Source organism: Vitreoscilla filiformis, assembly GCF_002222655.1.
Taxonomy (GTDB): Bacteria; Pseudomonadota; Gammaproteobacteria; order Burkholderiales; family Burkholderiaceae_C; genus Ideonella; species Ideonella filiformis.
In genome coordinates, this window is the sequence record NZ_CP022424.1 from 231963 (window position 1) to 250075 (window position 18113).

At 61.5% G+C, this 18113-nt stretch carries 13 protein-coding genes and 1 CRISPR repeat array (1 of these 14 only partly in view); all 13 genes read left to right on the plus strand.

What is annotated here, in order from left to right; translation table 11 throughout:
- Position 1 precedes the first annotated feature (1 nt).
- The 13 genes from napG (at position 2) to cas6f (ending at position 13023) form a co-directional block, all read left to right on the plus strand.
- Positions 2–790 carry a ferredoxin-type protein NapG gene (gene napG / locus VITFI_RS17320; protein WP_089418401.1) on the plus strand — a complete coding sequence of 263 codons (789 nt, stop codon included), beginning with the start codon at positions 2–4 and terminating at the stop codon, positions 788–790.
- Positions 787–1626 carry a quinol dehydrogenase ferredoxin subunit NapH gene (gene napH, locus VITFI_RS17325; RefSeq protein WP_089418402.1) on the plus strand — a complete coding sequence of 280 codons (840 nt, stop codon included), beginning with the start codon at positions 787–789 and terminating at the stop codon, positions 1624–1626. Before napG ends, napH begins: the two co-directional genes overlap by 4 nt.
- Positions 1626–2093, plus strand: a complete 468-nt coding sequence (locus tag VITFI_RS17330; protein ID WP_232476733.1) for a nitrate reductase cytochrome c-type subunit — start codon at positions 1626–1628, stop codon at positions 2091–2093. The genes napH and VITFI_RS17330 overlap by 1 nt, the downstream gene beginning before the upstream one ends.
- Before the next feature lie 19 nt (positions 2094–2112).
- Positions 2113–2754 (plus strand): NapC/NirT family cytochrome c, encoded by a 642-nt coding sequence (locus VITFI_RS17335; RefSeq protein ID WP_089418403.1) that lies wholly within the window; start codon positions 2113–2115, stop codon positions 2752–2754.
- A gap of 136 nt (positions 2755–2890) precedes the next feature.
- Positions 2891–3901, plus strand: a complete 1011-nt coding sequence (gene cas1f / locus VITFI_RS17340) for a type I-F CRISPR-associated endonuclease Cas1f (RefSeq protein ID WP_089418404.1) — start codon at positions 2891–2893, stop codon at positions 3899–3901.
- Entirely contained in the window at positions 3898–7443 is a 3546-nt protein-coding gene (gene cas3f, locus VITFI_RS17345) for a type I-F CRISPR-associated helicase Cas3f (RefSeq protein ID WP_089418405.1), read from the plus strand. Before cas1f ends, cas3f begins: the two co-directional genes overlap by 4 nt.
- A gap of 69 nt (positions 7444–7512) precedes the next feature.
- Complete coding sequence (locus tag VITFI_RS17350) at positions 7513–7764, plus strand: hypothetical protein (RefSeq protein WP_089418406.1); 252 nt, start codon at positions 7513–7515, stop codon at positions 7762–7764.
- Positions 7765–7769: 5 nt separating this feature from the next.
- Positions 7770–8168 carry a type II toxin-antitoxin system VapC family toxin gene (locus VITFI_RS17355; RefSeq protein WP_089418407.1) on the plus strand — a complete coding sequence of 133 codons (399 nt, stop codon included), beginning with the start codon at positions 7770–7772 and terminating at the stop codon, positions 8166–8168.
- 178 nt (positions 8169–8346) lie between these two features.
- Positions 8347–8547 carry a helix-turn-helix domain-containing protein gene (locus VITFI_RS17360; protein WP_089418408.1) on the plus strand — a complete coding sequence of 67 codons (201 nt, stop codon included), beginning with the start codon at positions 8347–8349 and terminating at the stop codon, positions 8545–8547.
- Positions 8548–9021: 474 nt separating this feature from the next.
- Positions 9022–10311 (plus strand): type I-F CRISPR-associated protein Csy1, encoded by a 1290-nt coding sequence (gene csy1 / locus VITFI_RS17365; RefSeq protein WP_089418409.1) that lies wholly within the window; start codon positions 9022–9024, stop codon positions 10309–10311.
- Entirely contained in the window at positions 10301–11365 is a 1065-nt protein-coding gene (gene csy2 / locus VITFI_RS17370) for a type I-F CRISPR-associated protein Csy2 (RefSeq protein WP_232476734.1), read from the plus strand. Before csy1 ends, csy2 begins: the two co-directional genes overlap by 11 nt.
- Positions 11366–11384: 19 nt before the next feature.
- Entirely contained in the window at positions 11385–12425 is a 1041-nt protein-coding gene (csy3, locus tag VITFI_RS17375; protein WP_089418410.1) for a type I-F CRISPR-associated protein Csy3, read from the plus strand.
- Between the two features lie 4 nt (positions 12426–12429).
- The gene (gene cas6f, locus VITFI_RS17380) at positions 12430–13023 is read left to right on the plus strand and encodes a type I-F CRISPR-associated endoribonuclease Cas6/Csy4 (protein ID WP_089418411.1); all 594 of its coding nucleotides are present in this window, start codon (positions 12430–12432) and stop codon (positions 13021–13023) included.
- A 137-nt stretch (positions 13024–13160) separates the two neighbouring features.
- Positions 13161–18113: a CRISPR direct-repeat array (repeat unit 28 nt; unit sequence ATTCACTGCCGGGTAGGCAGCTTAGAAA); it runs 2756 nt beyond the window's last position.

Genomic DNA, 18113 nt, shown 5'->3' on the forward strand with positions numbered 1-18113 from the left:
CATGAAACTCAACCGGCGTGAGCTGCTGCAAGCCGCCTCCAACGCCGCCACGGCGGGGCTGGTGGCGGGCGGGGCGGCTGTGGTGAGTCGCCCGGCGGTGGCACGCCCCGCGCAGGCGCTGCGCCCACCGGGGGCGTTGGCGGAAGGCGATTTTTTGGGCGCCTGCATCCGCTGCGGCCTGTGCGTGCGCGATTGCCCGCCGCACAACCTGCTCTTAAGTGAATGGGGCGCGGGCGTGGCGGCGGATGTGGCCATCGGCACGCCGTACTTTGTGGCGCGGGACATCCCGTGTGAGATGTGCGAGGCCGTGCCCTGCGTCAAAGCCTGCCCCACCGGCGCACTCGATCCCAAGCTCACCGACATCACCCAAGCCCGCATGGGCCTGGCGGTGTTGATCGACCATGAAAGCTGCTTGAACTTCCTCGGCCTGCGCTGCGACGTGTGTTACCGCGTCTGCCCGGTGATCGACCAAGCCATCACGCTGGAAAAAGTCAACAACCCGCGCAGCGACCGCCACGCCATGCTCTTGCCCACCGTCCATGCCGACGCCTGCACCGGCTGCGGCAAGTGCGAAAAAAGCTGTGTGTTGGAACAGCCGGCCATCAAGGTGCTGCCGCGTGAACTGGCGCAGGGTGAGCTGGGCCACCACTACCGCAAAGGCTGGGAAGCGCCGAATCGAAGCGGCAAACCGACGTTCGACAAACCCGTGCAACGCCTGCCCGACCAGGCTGTGCCGGGCGACTTGGTGCCGCTTCGTTCGGGTGATGCACCTTACCGGGAGACGCCATGAGCTGGGCCGCTGTGGGCATGAAGGGCTGGTGGCGCAGCCATCGGTTTTTGCTGCTGCGCCGCTTGAGCCAATTTGGCATCTTGGGGCTGTTTTTGCTGGGGCCGTGGGCGGGGGTGTGGCTCGTCAAAGGCAACCTCAGCAGCAGTTTGACGCTGGACACGCTGCCGCTGACCGACCCGTTCGTGCTGGCCCAACTGCTGGCCACGCGCCACCTGCCGGCGCTGAGTGCCGGGGTGGGGGCGCTCATCGTCGGGGTGTTTTACGCCTGGGTGGGCGGGCGGATGTTCTGTTCGTGGGTCTGCCCGGTGAACGTGGTGACGGACACCGCTGCGTGGCTGCGCCGCCGGTTGGGCATTTCCACCGGGCGGGCACCGCGTGCGCTGCGCTTTTGGCTGCTGGGCGCGGTGCTGCTGGCCAGTGCGGTGTCGGGCGGGTTGGTGTGGGAAAGCGTCAACCCGGTGAGCTTGACCCAGCGGGCGCTGATCTTTGGCGGCGGCCTGGCTTGGGGCGGTGTGGCGGCGGTGTTTTTGTTTGATTTGCTGGTGGCACCGCGTGGTTGGTGCGGCCACCTCTGCCCGCAGGGCGCGGCTTATGCGCTCATCGGCCACAAAGCGCTGTTGCGGGTGAGTGCGCGCCACAGCAGCCGCTGCACCGATTGCGCCGACTGTTACGCCGTCTGTCCCGAGCCGCAGGTCATCCCCATCGCGTTGAAGGGCAAAGGCGGCGCCGGCCCGGTGATCGCCGATGCGGCTTGTACCAACTGCGGTCGCTGCATCGATGTGTGCGGCCCCGATGTTTTCACCCTGACCCACCGTTTAGATGTTCGGAGAGACTGATGACAACCTTGCTCAAAACTTTGGCCAGCGCCGTGATGGCGGCGGTTCTGGTGGCGTCGGGCATGAACCTGGCGCAAGCAGCCGATGCCGCAGCGCCGGTGAAACTCGAAGGCCTGCGCGGCGGCACGCCCATCACGCAGGACAACGCGCCCACCCCCATCAAACAAGAGCGGGATCACGGCCCAGCCGATCGGGATTTTGTGCAACAGCCACCGCTGATTCCGCACACCATCCAGGGCTACCAAATCACCAAGAACTACAACAAGTGCATGGACTGCCACGCCTGGCAAAAGACCAAGGAAAGCGGCGCCACCAAGGTCAGCGTGACGCACTTCAAAACCCGCGACGGCCAAGAGTTGGACAACATCAGCCCGCGCCGGTATTTCTGCACCCAATGCCACGTCCCGCAGACGGACGCCAAGCCGCTGGTGGGCAACACCTTCCAGCGCGCACGCGGTTTGCAGTGACACCCCAGGAGCCCACACCATGAGTGACACCTCCAAGACGGGTTTCATCGCCCGCTGTTTGGCCGCTGTGAAGACGCGCCAGTTTGCGGTGCTGGCCAGCGCTTTTGTGGCGGGGATTTTGTTCTGGGGCGGTTTCAACACCGCGATGGAATGGACGAACCGGGAAGAGTTTTGCATCTCGTGCCACGAAATGAAGGACAACGTTTACGCCGAATACCGCAACACCATCCACTACCAAAACCGCACCGGCGTGCGTGCCACCTGCCCGGATTGCCATGTGCCCAAGGAATGGGGGCACAAGATGCTGCGCAAAATCCAGGCGAGCAACGAGGTGCTGCACAAAATCCTGGGCACCATCGACACGCCGGAAAAATTCAACGCCAAGCGGGCGGTGCTGGCGCAGCACGAGTGGGATCGCATGAAGGCCAACGACAGCCGCGAGTGCCGCAACTGCCACCACTTCGAATCCATGGATTACGCCGAACAAAACCAGCGCTCGGCCACGCGCCACCAAGCCGCGTTCAGCGCCGGACAAACCTGCATCGACTGCCACAAGGGCATTGCGCACACGTTGCCGCAGGTGGAGCAGCACATCGGCGCACCCAAGGACGGGGTGGTGGCAGTGCCGCCGGCGGTTCAGCCGGCCTCTGCCTCACAATAAAGCGCATCGGAGGCTCCGACCGCCGCCTGGATGGCCCCGCCCGCATTGAGGATGGGGCACGTACACCACCTCATCGCGCTTGAGCCGCTGGGGCATGATGCGCCAAGCGAGTCACCGGTCAGTTCAGGGAGCCTCAATGGAACAAATCAATGCCTCCGACTTAAAAACCATCCTGCATTCCAAACGCGCCAACCTCTATTACTTGGAGCACTGCCGGGTGCTGGTCAATGGCGGGCGGGTGGAGTACGTCACGGAACGTGCTCAACAGCAGCTTTACTGGAACATCCCCATCGCCAACACCACCACGGTGCTGCTGGGCACGGGCACTTCCATCACCCAAGCGGCGGTGCGCGAGCTTGCCAAGGCCGGGGTGATGCTGGGGTTTTGCGGCGGAGGTGGCACACCGCTGTTTGCCGCCACTGAATTTGAAGTGGAGGTGGCCTGGTTCAGCCCGCAAAGCGAGTATCGCCCCACCGAGTACCTGCAACACTGGGTGCGGTTCTGGTTTGATGACGCACTGCGGCTGGAGGCCGCCAAGGCGTTTCAGCAAGCGCGGCTGGAGCGGCTGCGTCAGCACTGGGGCAGCAGCAAGGCGCTCAAAGAGCAAGGCTTTGCGCCTGACATGGCGGCCCTGGCAGCTTGCGTGCGTGACAGTGCCGCCGCCGTGGCCCAGGTGCCCAGCAACACGGCTTTGCTCACCGAAGAAGCCCGCTTGACCAAGCAGCTCTACCGACTGGCGGCTCAAGCCACGCGCCACGGTGAGTTCACCCGTGCCAAGCGCGGCGAGAGTGTGGATGCGGCCAACCAGTTTTTGGATCACGGTAATTACCTGGCCTACGGCTTGGGCGCCACCGCATGCTGGGTGTTGGGGCTGCCTCACGGCTTGGCCGTGCTGCACGGCAAAACCCGGCGGGGTGGCTTGGTGTTTGATGTGGCGGATTTGGTGAAGGATGCGCTGATCCTGCCGCAAGCCTTTGCGTCGGCGATGAAGGGGCATACCGAGCAGGAGTTCCGCCATGCTTGCATTGAAGCCTTTGCACGCACCGAGGCGCTGGATTTCATGATCGACACACTCAAAGCCGTTGCCACTTCGCTCGGTCTGAAGGCACTGGGCGCCCAGGCTTCCCAGTCGGAGAACCTCGCATGAACATCTTGCTGGTGTCGGAGTGCGACAAACGGGCGCTGGTGCAAACCCGGCGCATCCTCGATCAATTTGCCGAGCGCCGAGGCGAGCGCACCTGGCAAACGCCCATCACCCAAGAGGGGCTGGACACCCTGCGTCGCTTGCTGCGCGCCAGTGCGCGCAAAAACACCGCCGTGGCTTGCCACTGGATACGCGGCCAAGATCACACCGAACTGCTATGGGTGGTCGGCGATAAAACCCGCTTCAACGCGCAAGGCGCGGTGCCCACCCACACCACCCGGCGCGACGTGTTGCGGGCGGGTGATGAAAACGATTGGCACAGCGGCGAAGACATCCACTTGCTGGCCGCCCTGGCCGCTCTGCTGCACGATTTGGGCAAGGCCAGTGCGGCGTTCCAAAGTCGGCTTCAAGACAGTTTGGCGGGCCACGGTGCCCACAGTGGGCGCAACCGCTACCGGCATGAGTGGGTCTCGCTGCGCTTGTTTCAGGCGTTTGTGGGGCAAGACGAGGATGCCGCTTGGCTAGCGCGGCTGGCCGACCCCACACCCGCCGATGTGGCAAGTTGGGCAGACGCCAAAACCGGGCGTTTGCAGCGGGATGGTTTGGATGCCCCCGACGCCTGTGTGCCGCCTTTCCAGGCGCTGGCCCATGCGCCACTGGCGCAGGCGGTGGGTTGGTTGATCCTGACGCATCACCGCTTGCCGGTGCTGCCTGCGCACCAAGACAACGGCGAACAAGCCTGGCTCGGCTGCCCCAGCTCGCGTTTTGGTGCGGCCAGCTTGCAGGCGGGTTTGCGCCAGGTTCAGGCGGATTGGAACGAGATCGTCCGTGCCGGCGGTGCTTCGGAGATTCAACCTTATTGGCACTTCCCGCAGGGTTTACCGGTGGCGTTGCCGCACTGGCAGGCCCAAGCCAAGCGCTTGGCGCTGCGGCTGCAAGCCATGCTGGTGGCGCGACGGCAAGGTTCCCCCTCACCCCGGCCTTCTCCCCCAAAGGGAGAGGGAGAAATGCCTTCAAAGCCCCTCTCCCCTTGTGGGAGAGGGGTTGGGGAGAGGGGGAGCGCTTGGCTCGACGAACCTTATGTGATGCACCTGAGCCGCTTGGCGCTGATGCTGGCCGATCACCACTATTCCAGCCTCAACCGTGAAGACGGCCACAGAGCCCGGGGGCGGGTGGACGTACCAGAGGGCTGCACGCTGCTGGCCAACACCTACAAGGACAAGGTGCAGGGGCGCACATGGCCTAACCAGACGCTGGATGAACACCTCATCGGCGTGGCCCAGGGCAGCCGGCGTATCACCCATGCATTGCCCAGTTTGGCTGACAGCTTGCCGGGTTTGGTGAACCATAAACCGCTGCGCAAACGCAGCACCGAAGCACGCTTTGCCTGGCAAAACAAGGCAGCCGATGCTGCGGCCAGCCAGCATGCCCAAGCCGCCGAGCATGGCGCGTTCATCGTCAACATGGCCAGCACAGGCACGGGCAAAACCCTGGCCAACGCCCGCGTGATGAATGCCCTGGCCGACCCGGAGCGGGGCCTGCGCTGCGCCTTTGCGATGGGTTTGCGCACCCTCACGCTACAAACCGGGCGGGCGTTTCAAACCCTGTTGTCTTTGGGGGAAGAACAACTCGCCATCCGCGTGGGTGGCCATGCCAGCCGGGCCTTGTTTGAGCACTTTGAAACCCGTGCCGAGGCCACGGGTTCAGCCTCTAACCAAGCCTTGTTGCTGGAAGAGGAGGAAGAAGGCTCGGTGGAATTTGCTGGCGATGCGGGCTTGGATGAGCGCCACCCCGTGCTGGCACGCACGCTGCACGACCCTCTGGTGAAAAAACTGCTGGTGGCCCCGGTGCTGGTCTGCACGATTGACCACCTCACACCAGCGACCGAAAGCCAGCGCGGCGGGCGCCAGATCGCACCGATGTTGCGCCTCTTGAGCGGCGATCTGGTGCTGGATGAGCCCGACGACTTTGATTTGGCCGACTTGCCCGCACTCACCCGCTTGGTGCATTGGGCGGGGCTGCTGGGCAGCCGGGTGCTGTTGTCTTCGGCCACGTTGGCGCCTGCGCTGGTGCAGGGTTTGTTTTTAGCCTACCGCGCTGGGCGCATGGCTTACCAGCGCCATCGGGGTGCGCGGCCCAGCGGCGCGGTCACGCCACCCGAAATTGCCTGCCTGTGGCTGGACGAGTTCAACCAACAGGCCAGCGCGTGCGCTACGCCCGAGGCTTTTCAGCAGCAGCATGAAGGCTTTGCCGCGAAGCGCCATGCGCGTTTGGCGCAGGAGGCGGCCACGCCCCGTCGGCGTTGCGCTTTGGTGGACGTGAGGCCACTGGCAAGCGCCAAAACGGATGCCGAACGCGCCAGCGCCTTGGCTGTGTTGCTGCAAACCCAGGCGCTGGCCCTGCACGAACTGCACGCTCAGCCCGATCCACAGAAGCCTGAGCGGCGGGTGAGTTTTGGGCTGATCCGCATGGCCAACATCGAGCCGCTGGTGCAGGTGGCGCGGGCGCTGTTTGCGCTGGCGCCACCGCCGGGGGTGCAGATTCATTTGTGCGTGTATCACTCGCAGTTTCCGCTGCTGCTGCGCTCCAACATCGAGCGGCGGTTGGATGCGGCACTCAACCGCCGGGATCCCGAGGCGGTGTTTGCGCTGGCGGACATCCGAACGCGGTTGGAGGCGCACCCGCAGGCGGCGCAGCATCTGTTCATCGTACTGGGCTCCCCTGTGACGGAAGTGGGCCGCGATCACGATTACGACTGGGCCATCGTCGAGCCGTCTTCGATGCGCTCGCTGATTCAGCTCGTGGGGCGGGTCAAGCGCCACCGGGTGGAGGTGTGCGGCAAGGCGGCCAATGTGCGGGTGCTGGATAGCAATTGGCGGCATTTCTCAAAGCCCGGTGGGCCGGTGTTTTACCGGCCTGGGTTTGAAACCTCCACGGCGCAGCTCGCGCATTGTCAGTTACGGCACCTGTTGCGACCGGAAGAGTTTGGTGTGGTGGATGCGCGGCCGCGCATCGTGTGCCCCACGCCCTTGGAGCCCCACAAACAATGGGTGGATTTGGAGCACTGGCGCATGGCGCAGGCGATGCTGCCGCCTCAAACGCAAGTCAACTCCCCGGTGCCAGCGGCTGAAGCGGCGTGGTGGTGGTGGCATTTCCCCCCTGCCTCAGCCTTGATGACCGCCCTGCTACCGCAACACCAGCCCTTCCGTGATGACACCCAAAAGCGGGTCGATCTGTGCCTTCGCCCGACCGACGATGACCCCGAGCGCATCGAGTTGACCGAGGTGGTGGATCTCAAAAAAGGCAGCGGCAAGCGCTACGTGTCAGCCCAAAACCGCTGCAAGATGTGGACGGATGAAAGCATTTTTTCCGCCCTTGGCATCTGCGCTTGGGCCGAGCCGAGCTACGCCCAGGCGCTCGCCGAGTTGGCGCAAGCGATGGACATGCCCTTGCAGCGCTGCGCCGAGCGCTTTGGCACGGTGAGCTTGCCCGCCAGTGAACCGGGTTGGTGGTGGCATGCGGCGCTGGGGTTTGTGCGGCGTTGATCGGGCCTCCTCACTTATAAGTGCATGACACTTATAATTGATCTCATCTTTCTACCTTGGAGCACCGCCATGGCCCAGGTGACGATTTACCTTGAAGACAGCCTGTTGCAGGTCGCCCGCGAGGCCGCCACGCGGCAAAGCGTGTCGCTCAGCCAGTGGTTTTCGCAGTTCGCAGCGCAGGAGAAAAAGCGCCAGGCGCAGGATTGGGGCCTCTTTTTCAGCCAGTTGGATGCCATCAGCGCTCCACAAAACGATCCGTTCCCAAACCCCGATGCGTTGCGTCGCCACGAAGTGGCCGATCTGCCACGGGAAGCGTGGTAACTCACATGGCGTACTTGTTGGACACCAACGCGTTGATCTACCTGTTCAAGAACCAGGGCAACGTGCGCCAACGTGTGGCCTTGCGGCAAGACCATGAAATTTGCATGTGTACGCCTGTCCTGTGGGAGTTGAAGACAGGCGCACTCAAATCCAGCCAACCGGAAGCAGCGCTGCAAAAACTCACGTTTGTACAAAGTCGGTTCAAGCTGCTGACGTTTGACGAAGCCTGCGCCGATCAGGCCGCCCGTGTGCGCGCCTCGCTGGAGCTGCAAGGCACACCCATCGGCCCCATTGATACGCTCATCGCCGGCACCGCCCTGGCCCACGAACTGACACTGGTCACGCGCAACCTTCGGGAGTTCCAGCGGGTGCCTGGGCTGGCCGTGGAGGATTGGTACAGCTAACGCCCGGTGGCCTTGCCACATACCGAGCGCTTTGGCACGGTGAGCTTGCCCGCCAGTGAACCGGGTTGGTGGTGGCATGCGGCGCTGGGGTTTGTGCGGCACAAGTGAGCGGTCTAGGGCGTGTCGTCCCCTCACCCCGACCCTCTCCCCTTGGGGGAGAGGGGTTGGGGTGAGGGGAATGCGTCGCCAAACACACCGACAGTTGAAGCTTGACGCCCTGACCAACACCACAGCCGAAGCTGCTCGCCGCTGCGGTGTGACGCAACCGCGCATGAATGACTTGCTGCGCGATCGCATCAACCGCTTCTCGCTGGATGCGCTTGTGAACATGGCTGCGGCTTGTGGGCAACGGGTGCGGGTGGAGCTAGCGCCTGCGTGAAGCGCTCTGCTCGCACTCTCAAGGGTCACGACATTGATCCCCACAGAAGTGAAAAAGCCGGCGCGAGGCCGGCTTTTTGCTGCCTATCCGGCAGTGAAGGTGTCGAACCACACGAAGCGTGCAATTTTCTGAGCTGCTTGCCAGCAGTTCAGGGATGAGCTTACACTGCTCTCACTGGTAAGCAATTTGGTAGCTAAACACGCTAAGCGTGCAATGGTTAAAAAATTGTCTGCCGAAGAAAAAGGACATCGGTGATGCTGCAACACCACCGATGCCAGAGCAGCAACGCCAAGGCTCAGACGCCAGGCACCCACCCACAGGGGCTGATGCGGGATACGGAGGATGCGTATGTGGACTGACTTTCACATGCTCAGAAGAGATTCCTGACACCTGAAGCTGTTTCACAGCACACACCCCCGAGCATTGCCTCGGGGCATTCTAAAAGCGGCCATCGCGTCGCAAAAAGGACTTTTCATGCCGAACCTTTCAGGGAGGTCGGCGGCGATTCGATCCGTCATCACGGCGTTCTTGCTGGAACGCCGCGATGGCAAGCTCGACAAGCTGCCCGCCGATGACCCCAAACGCGCCGAGCTGCTGGCGCAATTTCAGCCGGCGGTTTGGCTGGAAGACGCCGCCCGGCGAGTGAGCCAGATCCAGGCCGTCACCCATTCGCTCAAACCCATTCACCCCGATGCCAAGGGCAGCAACCTTTATTGCCCGCCGCCTCGCTTGGCCGCGCAAACCGTGGTCGGCAGCCATTGTCTCGGTGAATCCTTCGCCACGGATGTGGTCGGCAACGCCGCTGCCCTGGATGTTTATAAATTCCTCAAGCTGGAGTTTGAGGGCCAAAGCTTGTTGGCCCGGCTGCTGGCCGGTGATGAGGATGCGCTCGCCGCCCTGAGCGACGATCCCACCCAGGCGCACCACTGGGCGCAAGCTTTCACCGGCTTGGTGGCGCCGCGTGGCCGCGTCGCCAGCCACACTTTGGCCAAGCAGCTTTACTGGCTGGCCGGTGAAGCCCCGCTGCGCGATGCGGATTTCCACCTGCTGGCCCCGCTTTACCCCAGCTCGCTGGTGCAACGGATGTATGAGCAGTTGCAGGAGGATCGCTTCAGCGAAGCCGCCAAGGAAGCGCGCCAAGCCAAAAAAGCCGGCGAGTTTCACGAACGCCCAACGCACGATTACCCCCATTTGGCGGTGCAAAAGCTGGGTGGCACCAAGCCGCAGAACATCAGCCAACTCAACAGCGAGCGGCTGGGGCAGAACTTCTTGCTGGCCTCGCAGCCACCACAGTGGCACAGCCGGGATGTCCTGCCGCTGCTGGACACCGACAGCTTGTTCAAGCGCTTTGGCCGCCGACCCGAGGTGCGCCAAACGGTGAAGGCCCTGCACACGTTTTTGGCCGCCAACCCGCCGAAGAACGTGGGCACCCGCGACACCCGCGATGACTTGGCCGATGGGCTGATCGACGAGTTCTTGCTCTTTGGCGCCGCGCTGCGCGAGCTGCCACCCGGCTGGAGCCAAGCGCCGGAATGCAAACTGCCCGATGAGCAAAAAGTGTGGGTGGACAGCGGCGCTTTCTCCCCTGAAAACCTGCCACCGAACTGGGCCGACGAGCTGGCCGCTCGCTACGCCTTGTGGCTCAACGCCGCGCTGAGCACCACCGATGCCATGACGATGGGCGACCCCGAGCACGCCCACTGGCGCAACGATCTGCGCGACGCCCTGGCCGCCTACGACTGGGAGCTGCGCCATGCTGCATGACATGCCTGAAATCAACGGCTTGCTGGTGCTGCCGTGCTTGCGGGTGCAAAACGCCAACGCCATTTCCAGCCCGCTGACCTGGGGTTTCCCATCCATCACGGCGTTCACGGGCTTCATGCACGCGCTGGAGCGCAAGCTGGGCGCTGACAGCCCGCTCAACTTCAACGCGATTGGGGTGATCTGCCATGCGTTTGAGCCGCAAACCACCGAGGGCGGTTTCACCCGCGCCTTTCGGCTGACGCGCAACCCGGTGAACGCCGATGGCAGCTCAGCCGCACTGGTGGAAGAAGGCCGCGCCCATCTGGACATCACCTTGGTGCTGGGGTTTTCAAGTGACACCCTGGCCGCCGCCGATGAAACCACCCGCCAGCAAACCGCCCAGCGTGTGGCCGATGCCGTGGCCGGCATGCGCCTGGCCGGTGGCAGCGTGATGCCCGCGCTGCCCTTGGCCGGTGGCAGCTCACGCCAGCGCCGGCCCGAGATGCTGCCCTGGCCGCTGCACTACCAAGCCGAAAAGGCCGATCAAGCCTGGCGCCGCCTGCGCCAGCGCTGGTTGCCCGGTTTTGCCTTGGTGGCACGGGATGACTTGTTGACCGCTCACTTGGCCGAGCTGCAAACCCAAAACCCCAGCGCCACGGTGCTGGACGCATGGCTGGATGCCTCGCGCCTCAACCATCGGGCGGTGCGGGTGAACGCACCCGATACACCTGAACGGGTGGAATGGCAGCGCGATGCGCGGCCCGGCTGGATCGTGCCGATTCCGGTGGGTTACGCGGCGCTGTCTGAGCTGCACGCGCCGGGCTCGGTGGCAGGGGCGCGAGATCGGGAAACGCCGTTCCGGTTTGTGGAGAGCGTTTACAGCTTGGGCCAGTGGATCGGCCCGCATCGGCTGGGCAGCGCGCAAGACCTGCTCTGGTGGAGTGACTTTGACGCCGACGCCGGCCTCTACCGCTGCCGCAACGCTTACCGGCCGCCCGCATCTGCGCCAATCCCCTCACCGTCTTCGGCTGAAGACCCCCTGCAAGACCCCGATTCCCCGTTCGCTTACGTCTAAACCCTCAGGAGAGACCTTCATGGCTACCAAAAAAGACACCTCCGCTGCGCTGGCCACCGCTTCGGTGTTGGCGTTTGAGCGCAAGCTCGATCCGTCTGACGCGCTGTTTCATGCCGGCATCTGGGCCGAACGCGATCAACCCAAGGCTTGGGTGCCGGTGGGGGTGAACGCCAAATCGGTGCGCGGCACGATTTCCAACCGGCTCAAAACCAAAGACCAAGACCCGATCAAGCTGGATGCCGCGATTCAAAACCCCAACCTGCAAACCGTCGATGTGGCCGCCCTGCCCGCTGAAGCGGACACGCTGCGGGTGAGTTTCACGCTGCGGGTGTTGGGCGGCGCGGGCACGCCTTCAGCCTGCAACAGTGCGGACTACCAAGCCAAGCTGCTGCAAACCGTGGCCGGCTATGTGAGCGCCAACGGCTTTACCGAGCTGGCCAGCCGCTACGCGCACAACCTCGCCAACGGGCGGTTCTTGTGGCGCAACCGGGTAGGCGCGGAAGCCGTGGAAGTGCGCGTGGCTCATCTGCAAGACGGCCAGGCTGCCAAAACCTGGGTGTTTGATGCGCTGGCACTCTCGCTGCGCGAGTTCAACAGCCCGGCGGTGGCGGAGTTGGCCGCGCTGCTGGCTGAAGGTCTGGGCGGCAACCGCCATGTGCTGCTGCAAGTGACGGCCTTTGTGCGCCAAGGCTTTGGGCAAGAGGTGTTCCCTTCGCAAGAGCTGATCTTGGATCGGGGACGCGGGGACAAGAGCAAGACGCTTTACACCGTGAACAAGGTGGCCGGCCTGCACTCTCAAAAAGTGGGCAACGCGCTGCGCACGATTGACACCTGGTATCCCGAAGCCGACACCCTGAACCTGGGGCCGATTGCGGTGGAGCCCTATGGCTCGGTGACGACGCTGGGCCGCGCCTGCCGCCCACCCGCAACCAAGCGGGATTTTTACAACCTGCTGGACAACTGGCTGCTCAAAGACCAAGTGCCCGCGCTGGAACAGCAGCACTTTGTGATGGCCACGCTCATCCGAGGTGGTGTGTTTGGCGACGCAGGCAAGGACTGAGGCCATGTGTACGTACTACCTGGATTTGGTGCTGGAGCCTGACCCGGAGTTTGGCGCGCCGATGTTGATGGCGGCGCTCTACGCCAAGCTGCACCGGGCACTGGTGGCGGTGGAGTCCACCACGCCGCTGGGCGCAGTGGGGGTGAGTTTTCCGCTGCATGACGATGCCCGGCCCACGCTAGGCACCTGCATGCGCTTGCACGGCAGTGAAGCGGCGCTGGCCGCGCTGATGAGCACGCCTTGGCTGCGCGGTGTGCGGGATCATCTGGCGCAAGCACAACCGACACCGCAACCCGTGCCGCTGGAGAAATTGCAGGGCTACCGGGTGGTGAGCCGGGTGCAGGTTCACAGCAGCCCGGAGCGTCAACGCCGTCGGCTGATGCGCCGTCAGGGCGTGGATGAGCGGGAGGCGGTGCAGCGCATTCCCAACGATGTGGTGCAGCGCTGCGATCTGCCCTTTGTGTCACTGGCCAGCGCGAGCACGGGGCAGGTATTCAAGCTGTTCGTCCGGCATGGCACGCTACAAGCGCAGGCGGTGGAGGGTCGGTTCAATGCCTATGGACTGAGCCAGCAGGGTGCTACCGTGCCTTGGTTCTAACGCCAGACCCTTTTTTTGCGGAGGTGCGTAGCTGCCTTGTAAATCAAGCACTTACGCATGCCTGTGAAAAAAGGGTTGTACAGAGCGAACCAGGAAAAGTTCTTTAACAATCAATGCGTTAAGATGGAAGGCGTCTGATTCACTGCCGGGTAGGCAGCTTAGAAAAGCACAGCGGTCGGTTCGGGCGATGGTGTGGGATTCACTGCCGGGTAGGCAGCTTAGAAAAACACCAACACCAACGCCGACACCAACACCGAATTCACTGCCGGGTAGGCAGCTTAGAAATCGCGGATCGAGGACGGCGAGGACATTTGACAATTCACTGCCGGGTAGGCAGCTTAGAAAATCAAGGCTGAAATCCTGAACGAGGGCCGCGCATTCACTGCCGGGTAGGCAGCTTAGAAACGTTGGCCAGGCCAGCGTGTGCCGCAGCGTCCATTCACTGCCGGGTAGGCAGCTTAGAAAAAGAAAGTTAGCAAGTTTGCGCTCTGGACTGCATTCACTGCCGGGTAGGCAGCTTAGAAATTGAGCAGTCTGACACCTGGGCACTCGCCGACATTCACTGCCGGGTAGGCAGCTTAGAAACAACTGAGCCCAGAGCTATTGCCGGGCCGGGAATTCACTGCCGGGTAGGCAGCTTAGAAAGCCCCGCAGACGCCACCAGCGCCAGCGCTGGCATTCACTGCCGGGTAGGCAGCTTAGAAATTGAGGGTATCCCGTTCCTTGCGGCGCTTGTTATTCACTGCCGGGTAGGCAGCTTAGAAATTGGAGCCGAGCCGTGTCGGCCTTGGTGCCGCATTCACTGCCGGGTAGGCAGCTTAGAAAATGACCCGCTTGACCCGCAATCGCGCCAAAGCATTCACTGCCGGGTAGGCAGCTTAGAAATTGGCGCAAGGCAGCCAAGCTGGCCGGCGTCAATTCACTGCCGGGTAGGCAGCTTAGAAATTCGGCGGAATGCCATCTGGCATCCTGCTGTTATTCACTGCCGGGTAGGCAGCTTAGAAAATCAAAAGAATCAGCGGTGGGCTTGCCCGTTTATTCACTGCCGGGTAGGCAGCTTAGAAAGAAAGAAAATCGTTGACGTAGAGCGGAACCCAATTCACTGCCGGGTAGGCAGCTTAGAAAAACGCGCCACCACGGCGCCCACGATCACCGAGATTCACTGCCGGGTAGGCAGCTTAGAAATCTCCAGGGTGTGGCCGGGTGCGTCACACCAAATTCACTGCCGGGTAGGCAGCTTAGAAAAGCACAGGCGTCGCTACTGAGGCTCATGGCCGATTCACTGCCGGGTAGGCAGCTTAGAAAAGGCTGGCTTCCAGATCCGTGACGTGCTTGTTATTCACTGCCGGGTAGGCAGCTTAGAAAATCCGCGAATTCATCAAGAACTACTGATCCACATTCACTGCCGGGTAGGCAGCTTAGAAAACTCAGTCACGTCCACTCAGTCACGTCCACTCATTCACTGCCGGGTAGGCAGCTTAGAAACCGAAGCGATGGCGTGCCAAGAGATGGGGGAGGATTCACTGCCGGGTAGGCAGCTTAGAAATGATTGAAGCCCGCCACTGCTGGTATCGCTACATTCACTGCCGGGTAGGCAGCTTAGAAATTGCGCACGGCACAGCCGGATTGCGCGCGCTGATTCACTGCCGGGTAGGCAGCTTAGAAAGTACTCATTTGGTGGTGGTGTTGGTTGGCAAAATTCACTGCCGGGTAGGCAGCTTAGAAAAAGTACACGCTCACCGAAGAGCAAAAGCAAACATTCACTGCCGGGTAGGCAGCTTAGAAATTGCCGAGCATGACGGCAAATTTCAACGTGCTATTCACTGCCGGGTAGGCAGCTTAGAAATGGTGTTGTATGGCCCGCTCGGCACCGGGAAAATTCACTGCCGGGTAGGCAGCTTAGAAAACTGGCCGCGTCGGATTCAACGGTGCCTGCCAATTCACTGCCGGGTAGGCAGCTTAGAAAGCTGAGCATCAGCCAGTGCGTGGCGCAGCCGCATTCACTGCCGGGTAGGCAGCTTAGAAACGAATTCGTTGGCTTGCCAAGAGATGGGGGAGATTCACTGCCGGGTAGGCAGCTTAGAAAAGTCGCTCCGCCAAAAAATCGCGCAGGGCTGCATTCACTGCCGGGTAGGCAGCTTAGAAATGGCTCCGAGTGTGGCCCGTCGTGTGGCCGGGATTCACTGCCGGGTAGGCAGCTTAGAAATTGGGGTACACGCCGGCGCCCAGGCCGTACAAATTCACTGCCGGGTAGGCAGCTTAGAAAGTGTGGCCGGGTCTGGGCTGAGGCTCACAGAGATTCACTGCCGGGTAGGCAGCTTAGAAAGGTCAGTGCGCCCCTGACGTGGGCGAGCGCATATTCACTGCCGGGTAGGCAGCTTAGAAATGAATTCACGACTTTTTTGCTTGGCTATTGCAATTCACTGCCGGGTAGGCAGCTTAGAAATGCCCGGGCATCTTGGAAGTCGCCGGCTCTTGATTCACTGCCGGGTAGGCAGCTTAGAAAACACCAGCCCGCACGAACCAGAGTTGATGCTGATTCACTGCCGGGTAGGCAGCTTAGAAACGGGGCTGAAAGCGCGTTTTTCGGTGCAAGAGATTCACTGCCGGGTAGGCAGCTTAGAAAACTCATGTCCACTCATGTCCACTCATGTCCGATATTCACTGCCGGGTAGGCAGCTTAGAAATCTAGCGTCCGGCGTTGTGCTGTTGTTGCTGCATTCACTGCCGGGTAGGCAGCTTAGAAACCGCAGCACCTCGCGAGACAGTTCGGGGGGCTCAATTCACTGCCGGGTAGGCAGCTTAGAAAGCGGGCAGCTTCGGCCTCGTCGGGACCGGCGGATTCACTGCCGGGTAGGCAGCTTAGAAAAAATATTTGGGGACGGCGTTTAGAGTTGCTGGATTCACTGCCGGGTAGGCAGCTTAGAAAAAAATGGTCGGGCAGGTGCTCCAGCCGTGTGAATTCACTGCCGGGTAGGCAGCTTAGAAAGGGTTGGTTTGCGTTGAGGAATTCAGCCGGGATATTCACTGCCGGGTAGGCAGCTTAGAAACTGCGATGGCTCTTGGCTCAGTCGGACGAGCTATTCACTGCCGGGTAGGCAGCTTAGAAAAGCACCAGCGCAATGATGCCGGCCATCCCGACATTCACTGCCGGGTAGGCAGCTTAGAAATCGCCGGGCAGCGCGATGTCAGCAGCGAGCGGATTCACTGCCGGGTAGGCAGCTTAGAAAAGAGCTCGCCCGACCGAGCCCCGGGTCATTGCATTCACTGCCGGGTAGGCAGCTTAGAAAATTAGCCATTTCGACAATAACAGGGAATGCGCATTCACTGCCGGGTAGGCAGCTTAGAAACGATCGGGCATGAGTGGACATGAGTGGACATGATTCACTGCCGGGTAGGCAGCTTAGAAAAAGCCCGCCGCCGCAGCATGCAACCCCAGGCGATTCACTGCCGGGTAGGCAGCTTAGAAAAAACGCACTCAGAGGGCGGGCTTCCCCTGGTTATTCACTGCCGGGTAGGCAGCTTAGAAAAGAAACACCACCAGACGACGACTGCGCTAATGATTCACTGCCGGGTAGGCAGCTTAGAAAGTTAACGTGCAGCGTTCGATTCACGGTTTCTGATTCACTGCCGGGTAGGCAGCTTAGAAATCGGGCATCCCGTGGGGAGCGGGGGGGGGTTGATTCACTGCCGGGTAGGCAGCTTAGAAAACATTGGCACGTCTTGGCCTGGCTCACGCCGGATTCACTGCCGGGTAGGCAGCTTAGAAAGAGTGGACACGCCCGAGTGGACGTGACGCGGCATTCACTGCCGGGTAGGCAGCTTAGAAACTTTTCAGCCACGGCCGCGAGGAATCGGTACAATTCACTGCCGGGTAGGCAGCTTAGAAAATCAGATCGCGCACCACCACGGTATCGCCCGCATTCACTGCCGGGTAGGCAGCTTAGAAAAAAATAGAGCCCTGGCAGCGCTTTTTGCTTTGATTCACTGCCGGGTAGGCAGCTTAGAAAAAGTCGGCGGCAGAGGCTCACACGCGGCAAATATTCACTGCCGGGTAGGCAGCTTAGAAATGGGCATCATCGGCACGTTGGCCAGCCGTACCATTCACTGCCGGGTAGGCAGCTTAGAAAGTAACGCGGCTGCAAAAAGAAAACCAACCATCATTCACTGCCGGGTAGGCAGCTTAGAAACGATGGAACGGGGCATCTTGGGATATTGTGCTATTCACTGCCGGGTAGGCAGCTTAGAAAATGTCCGCTTCAGGTGACGTCAAAGATGTGCAATTCACTGCCGGGTAGGCAGCTTAGAAAATCGAGGTGATGAAGAGCCATGGGCTGGAGCCATTCACTGCCGGGTAGGCAGCTTAGAAAACGCACCAGGGCGGATCACACGAGCCAAAAAAATTCACTGCCGGGTAGGCAGCTTAGAAACGACAAACTCGCGCAGCTTGGCCGGTGTGGCCATTCACTGCCGGGTAGGCAGCTTAGAAATGGGGGAATCGCACGTGTTCCGCACGTCGATTATTCACTGCCGGGTAGGCAGCTTAGAAACAAGAAGAAACATTGAAAAGCGATGCGGAGCATATTCACTGCCGGGTAGGCAGCTTAGAAATGTTGCAAGGAGATCATGCTGCACCCCCTTTGATTCACTGCCGGGTAGGCAGCTTAGAAAACCTTGTTGCCACAACCGCCGACGCCGTTGCCATTCACTGCCGGGTAGGCAGCTTAGAAAGCTTTAAAGATTGGCTATGTTGTTGTTTTTGTATTCACTGCCGGGTAGGCAGCTTAGAAATCAGTTGAGGTTGCAATCGGTGCTGGGGAGAGCATTCACTGCCGGGTAGGCAGCTTAGAAAAGGATGACGCAGGCCGGGCGTGACAGGGGTCTATTCACTGCCGGGTAGGCAGCTTAGAAAGGTGAAAGTCACCGAAGGCAATCCCGGACTCCATTCACTGCCGGGTAGGCAGCTTAGAAAACATAAGAAGCGCAACAAAAACAACAACATAGATTCACTGCCGGGTAGGCAGCTTAGAAAGCGAGACGCAGGCGTTGGAGGCGCGGCTGAGGATTCACTGCCGGGTAGGCAGCTTAGA

Coding starts and splice junctions, on each gene's coding strand:
- napG (WP_089418401.1), top strand. CDS start 2: ATGAAACTCAACCGGCGTGAGCTGCTGCAAGCCGCCTCCAACGCCGCC.
- napH (WP_089418402.1), top strand. CDS start 787: ATGAGCTGGGCCGCTGTGGGCATGAAGGGCTGGTGGCGCAGCCATCGG.
- VITFI_RS17330 (WP_232476733.1), top strand. CDS start 1,626: ATGACAACCTTGCTCAAAACTTTGGCCAGCGCCGTGATGGCGGCGGTT.
- VITFI_RS17335 (WP_089418403.1), top strand. CDS start 2,113: ATGAGTGACACCTCCAAGACGGGTTTCATCGCCCGCTGTTTGGCCGCT.
- cas1f (WP_089418404.1), top strand. CDS start 2,891: ATGGAACAAATCAATGCCTCCGACTTAAAAACCATCCTGCATTCCAAA.
- cas3f (WP_089418405.1), top strand. CDS start 3,898: ATGAACATCTTGCTGGTGTCGGAGTGCGACAAACGGGCGCTGGTGCAA.
- VITFI_RS17350 (WP_089418406.1), top strand. CDS start 7,513: ATGGCCCAGGTGACGATTTACCTTGAAGACAGCCTGTTGCAGGTCGCC.
- VITFI_RS17355 (WP_089418407.1), top strand. CDS start 7,770: ATGGCGTACTTGTTGGACACCAACGCGTTGATCTACCTGTTCAAGAAC.
- VITFI_RS17360 (WP_089418408.1), top strand. CDS start 8,347: ATGCGTCGCCAAACACACCGACAGTTGAAGCTTGACGCCCTGACCAAC.
- csy1 (WP_089418409.1), top strand. CDS start 9,022: ATGCCGAACCTTTCAGGGAGGTCGGCGGCGATTCGATCCGTCATCACG.
- csy2 (WP_232476734.1), top strand. CDS start 10,301: ATGCTGCATGACATGCCTGAAATCAACGGCTTGCTGGTGCTGCCGTGC.
- csy3 (WP_089418410.1), top strand. CDS start 11,385: ATGGCTACCAAAAAAGACACCTCCGCTGCGCTGGCCACCGCTTCGGTG.
- cas6f (WP_089418411.1), top strand. CDS start 12,430: ATGTGTACGTACTACCTGGATTTGGTGCTGGAGCCTGACCCGGAGTTT.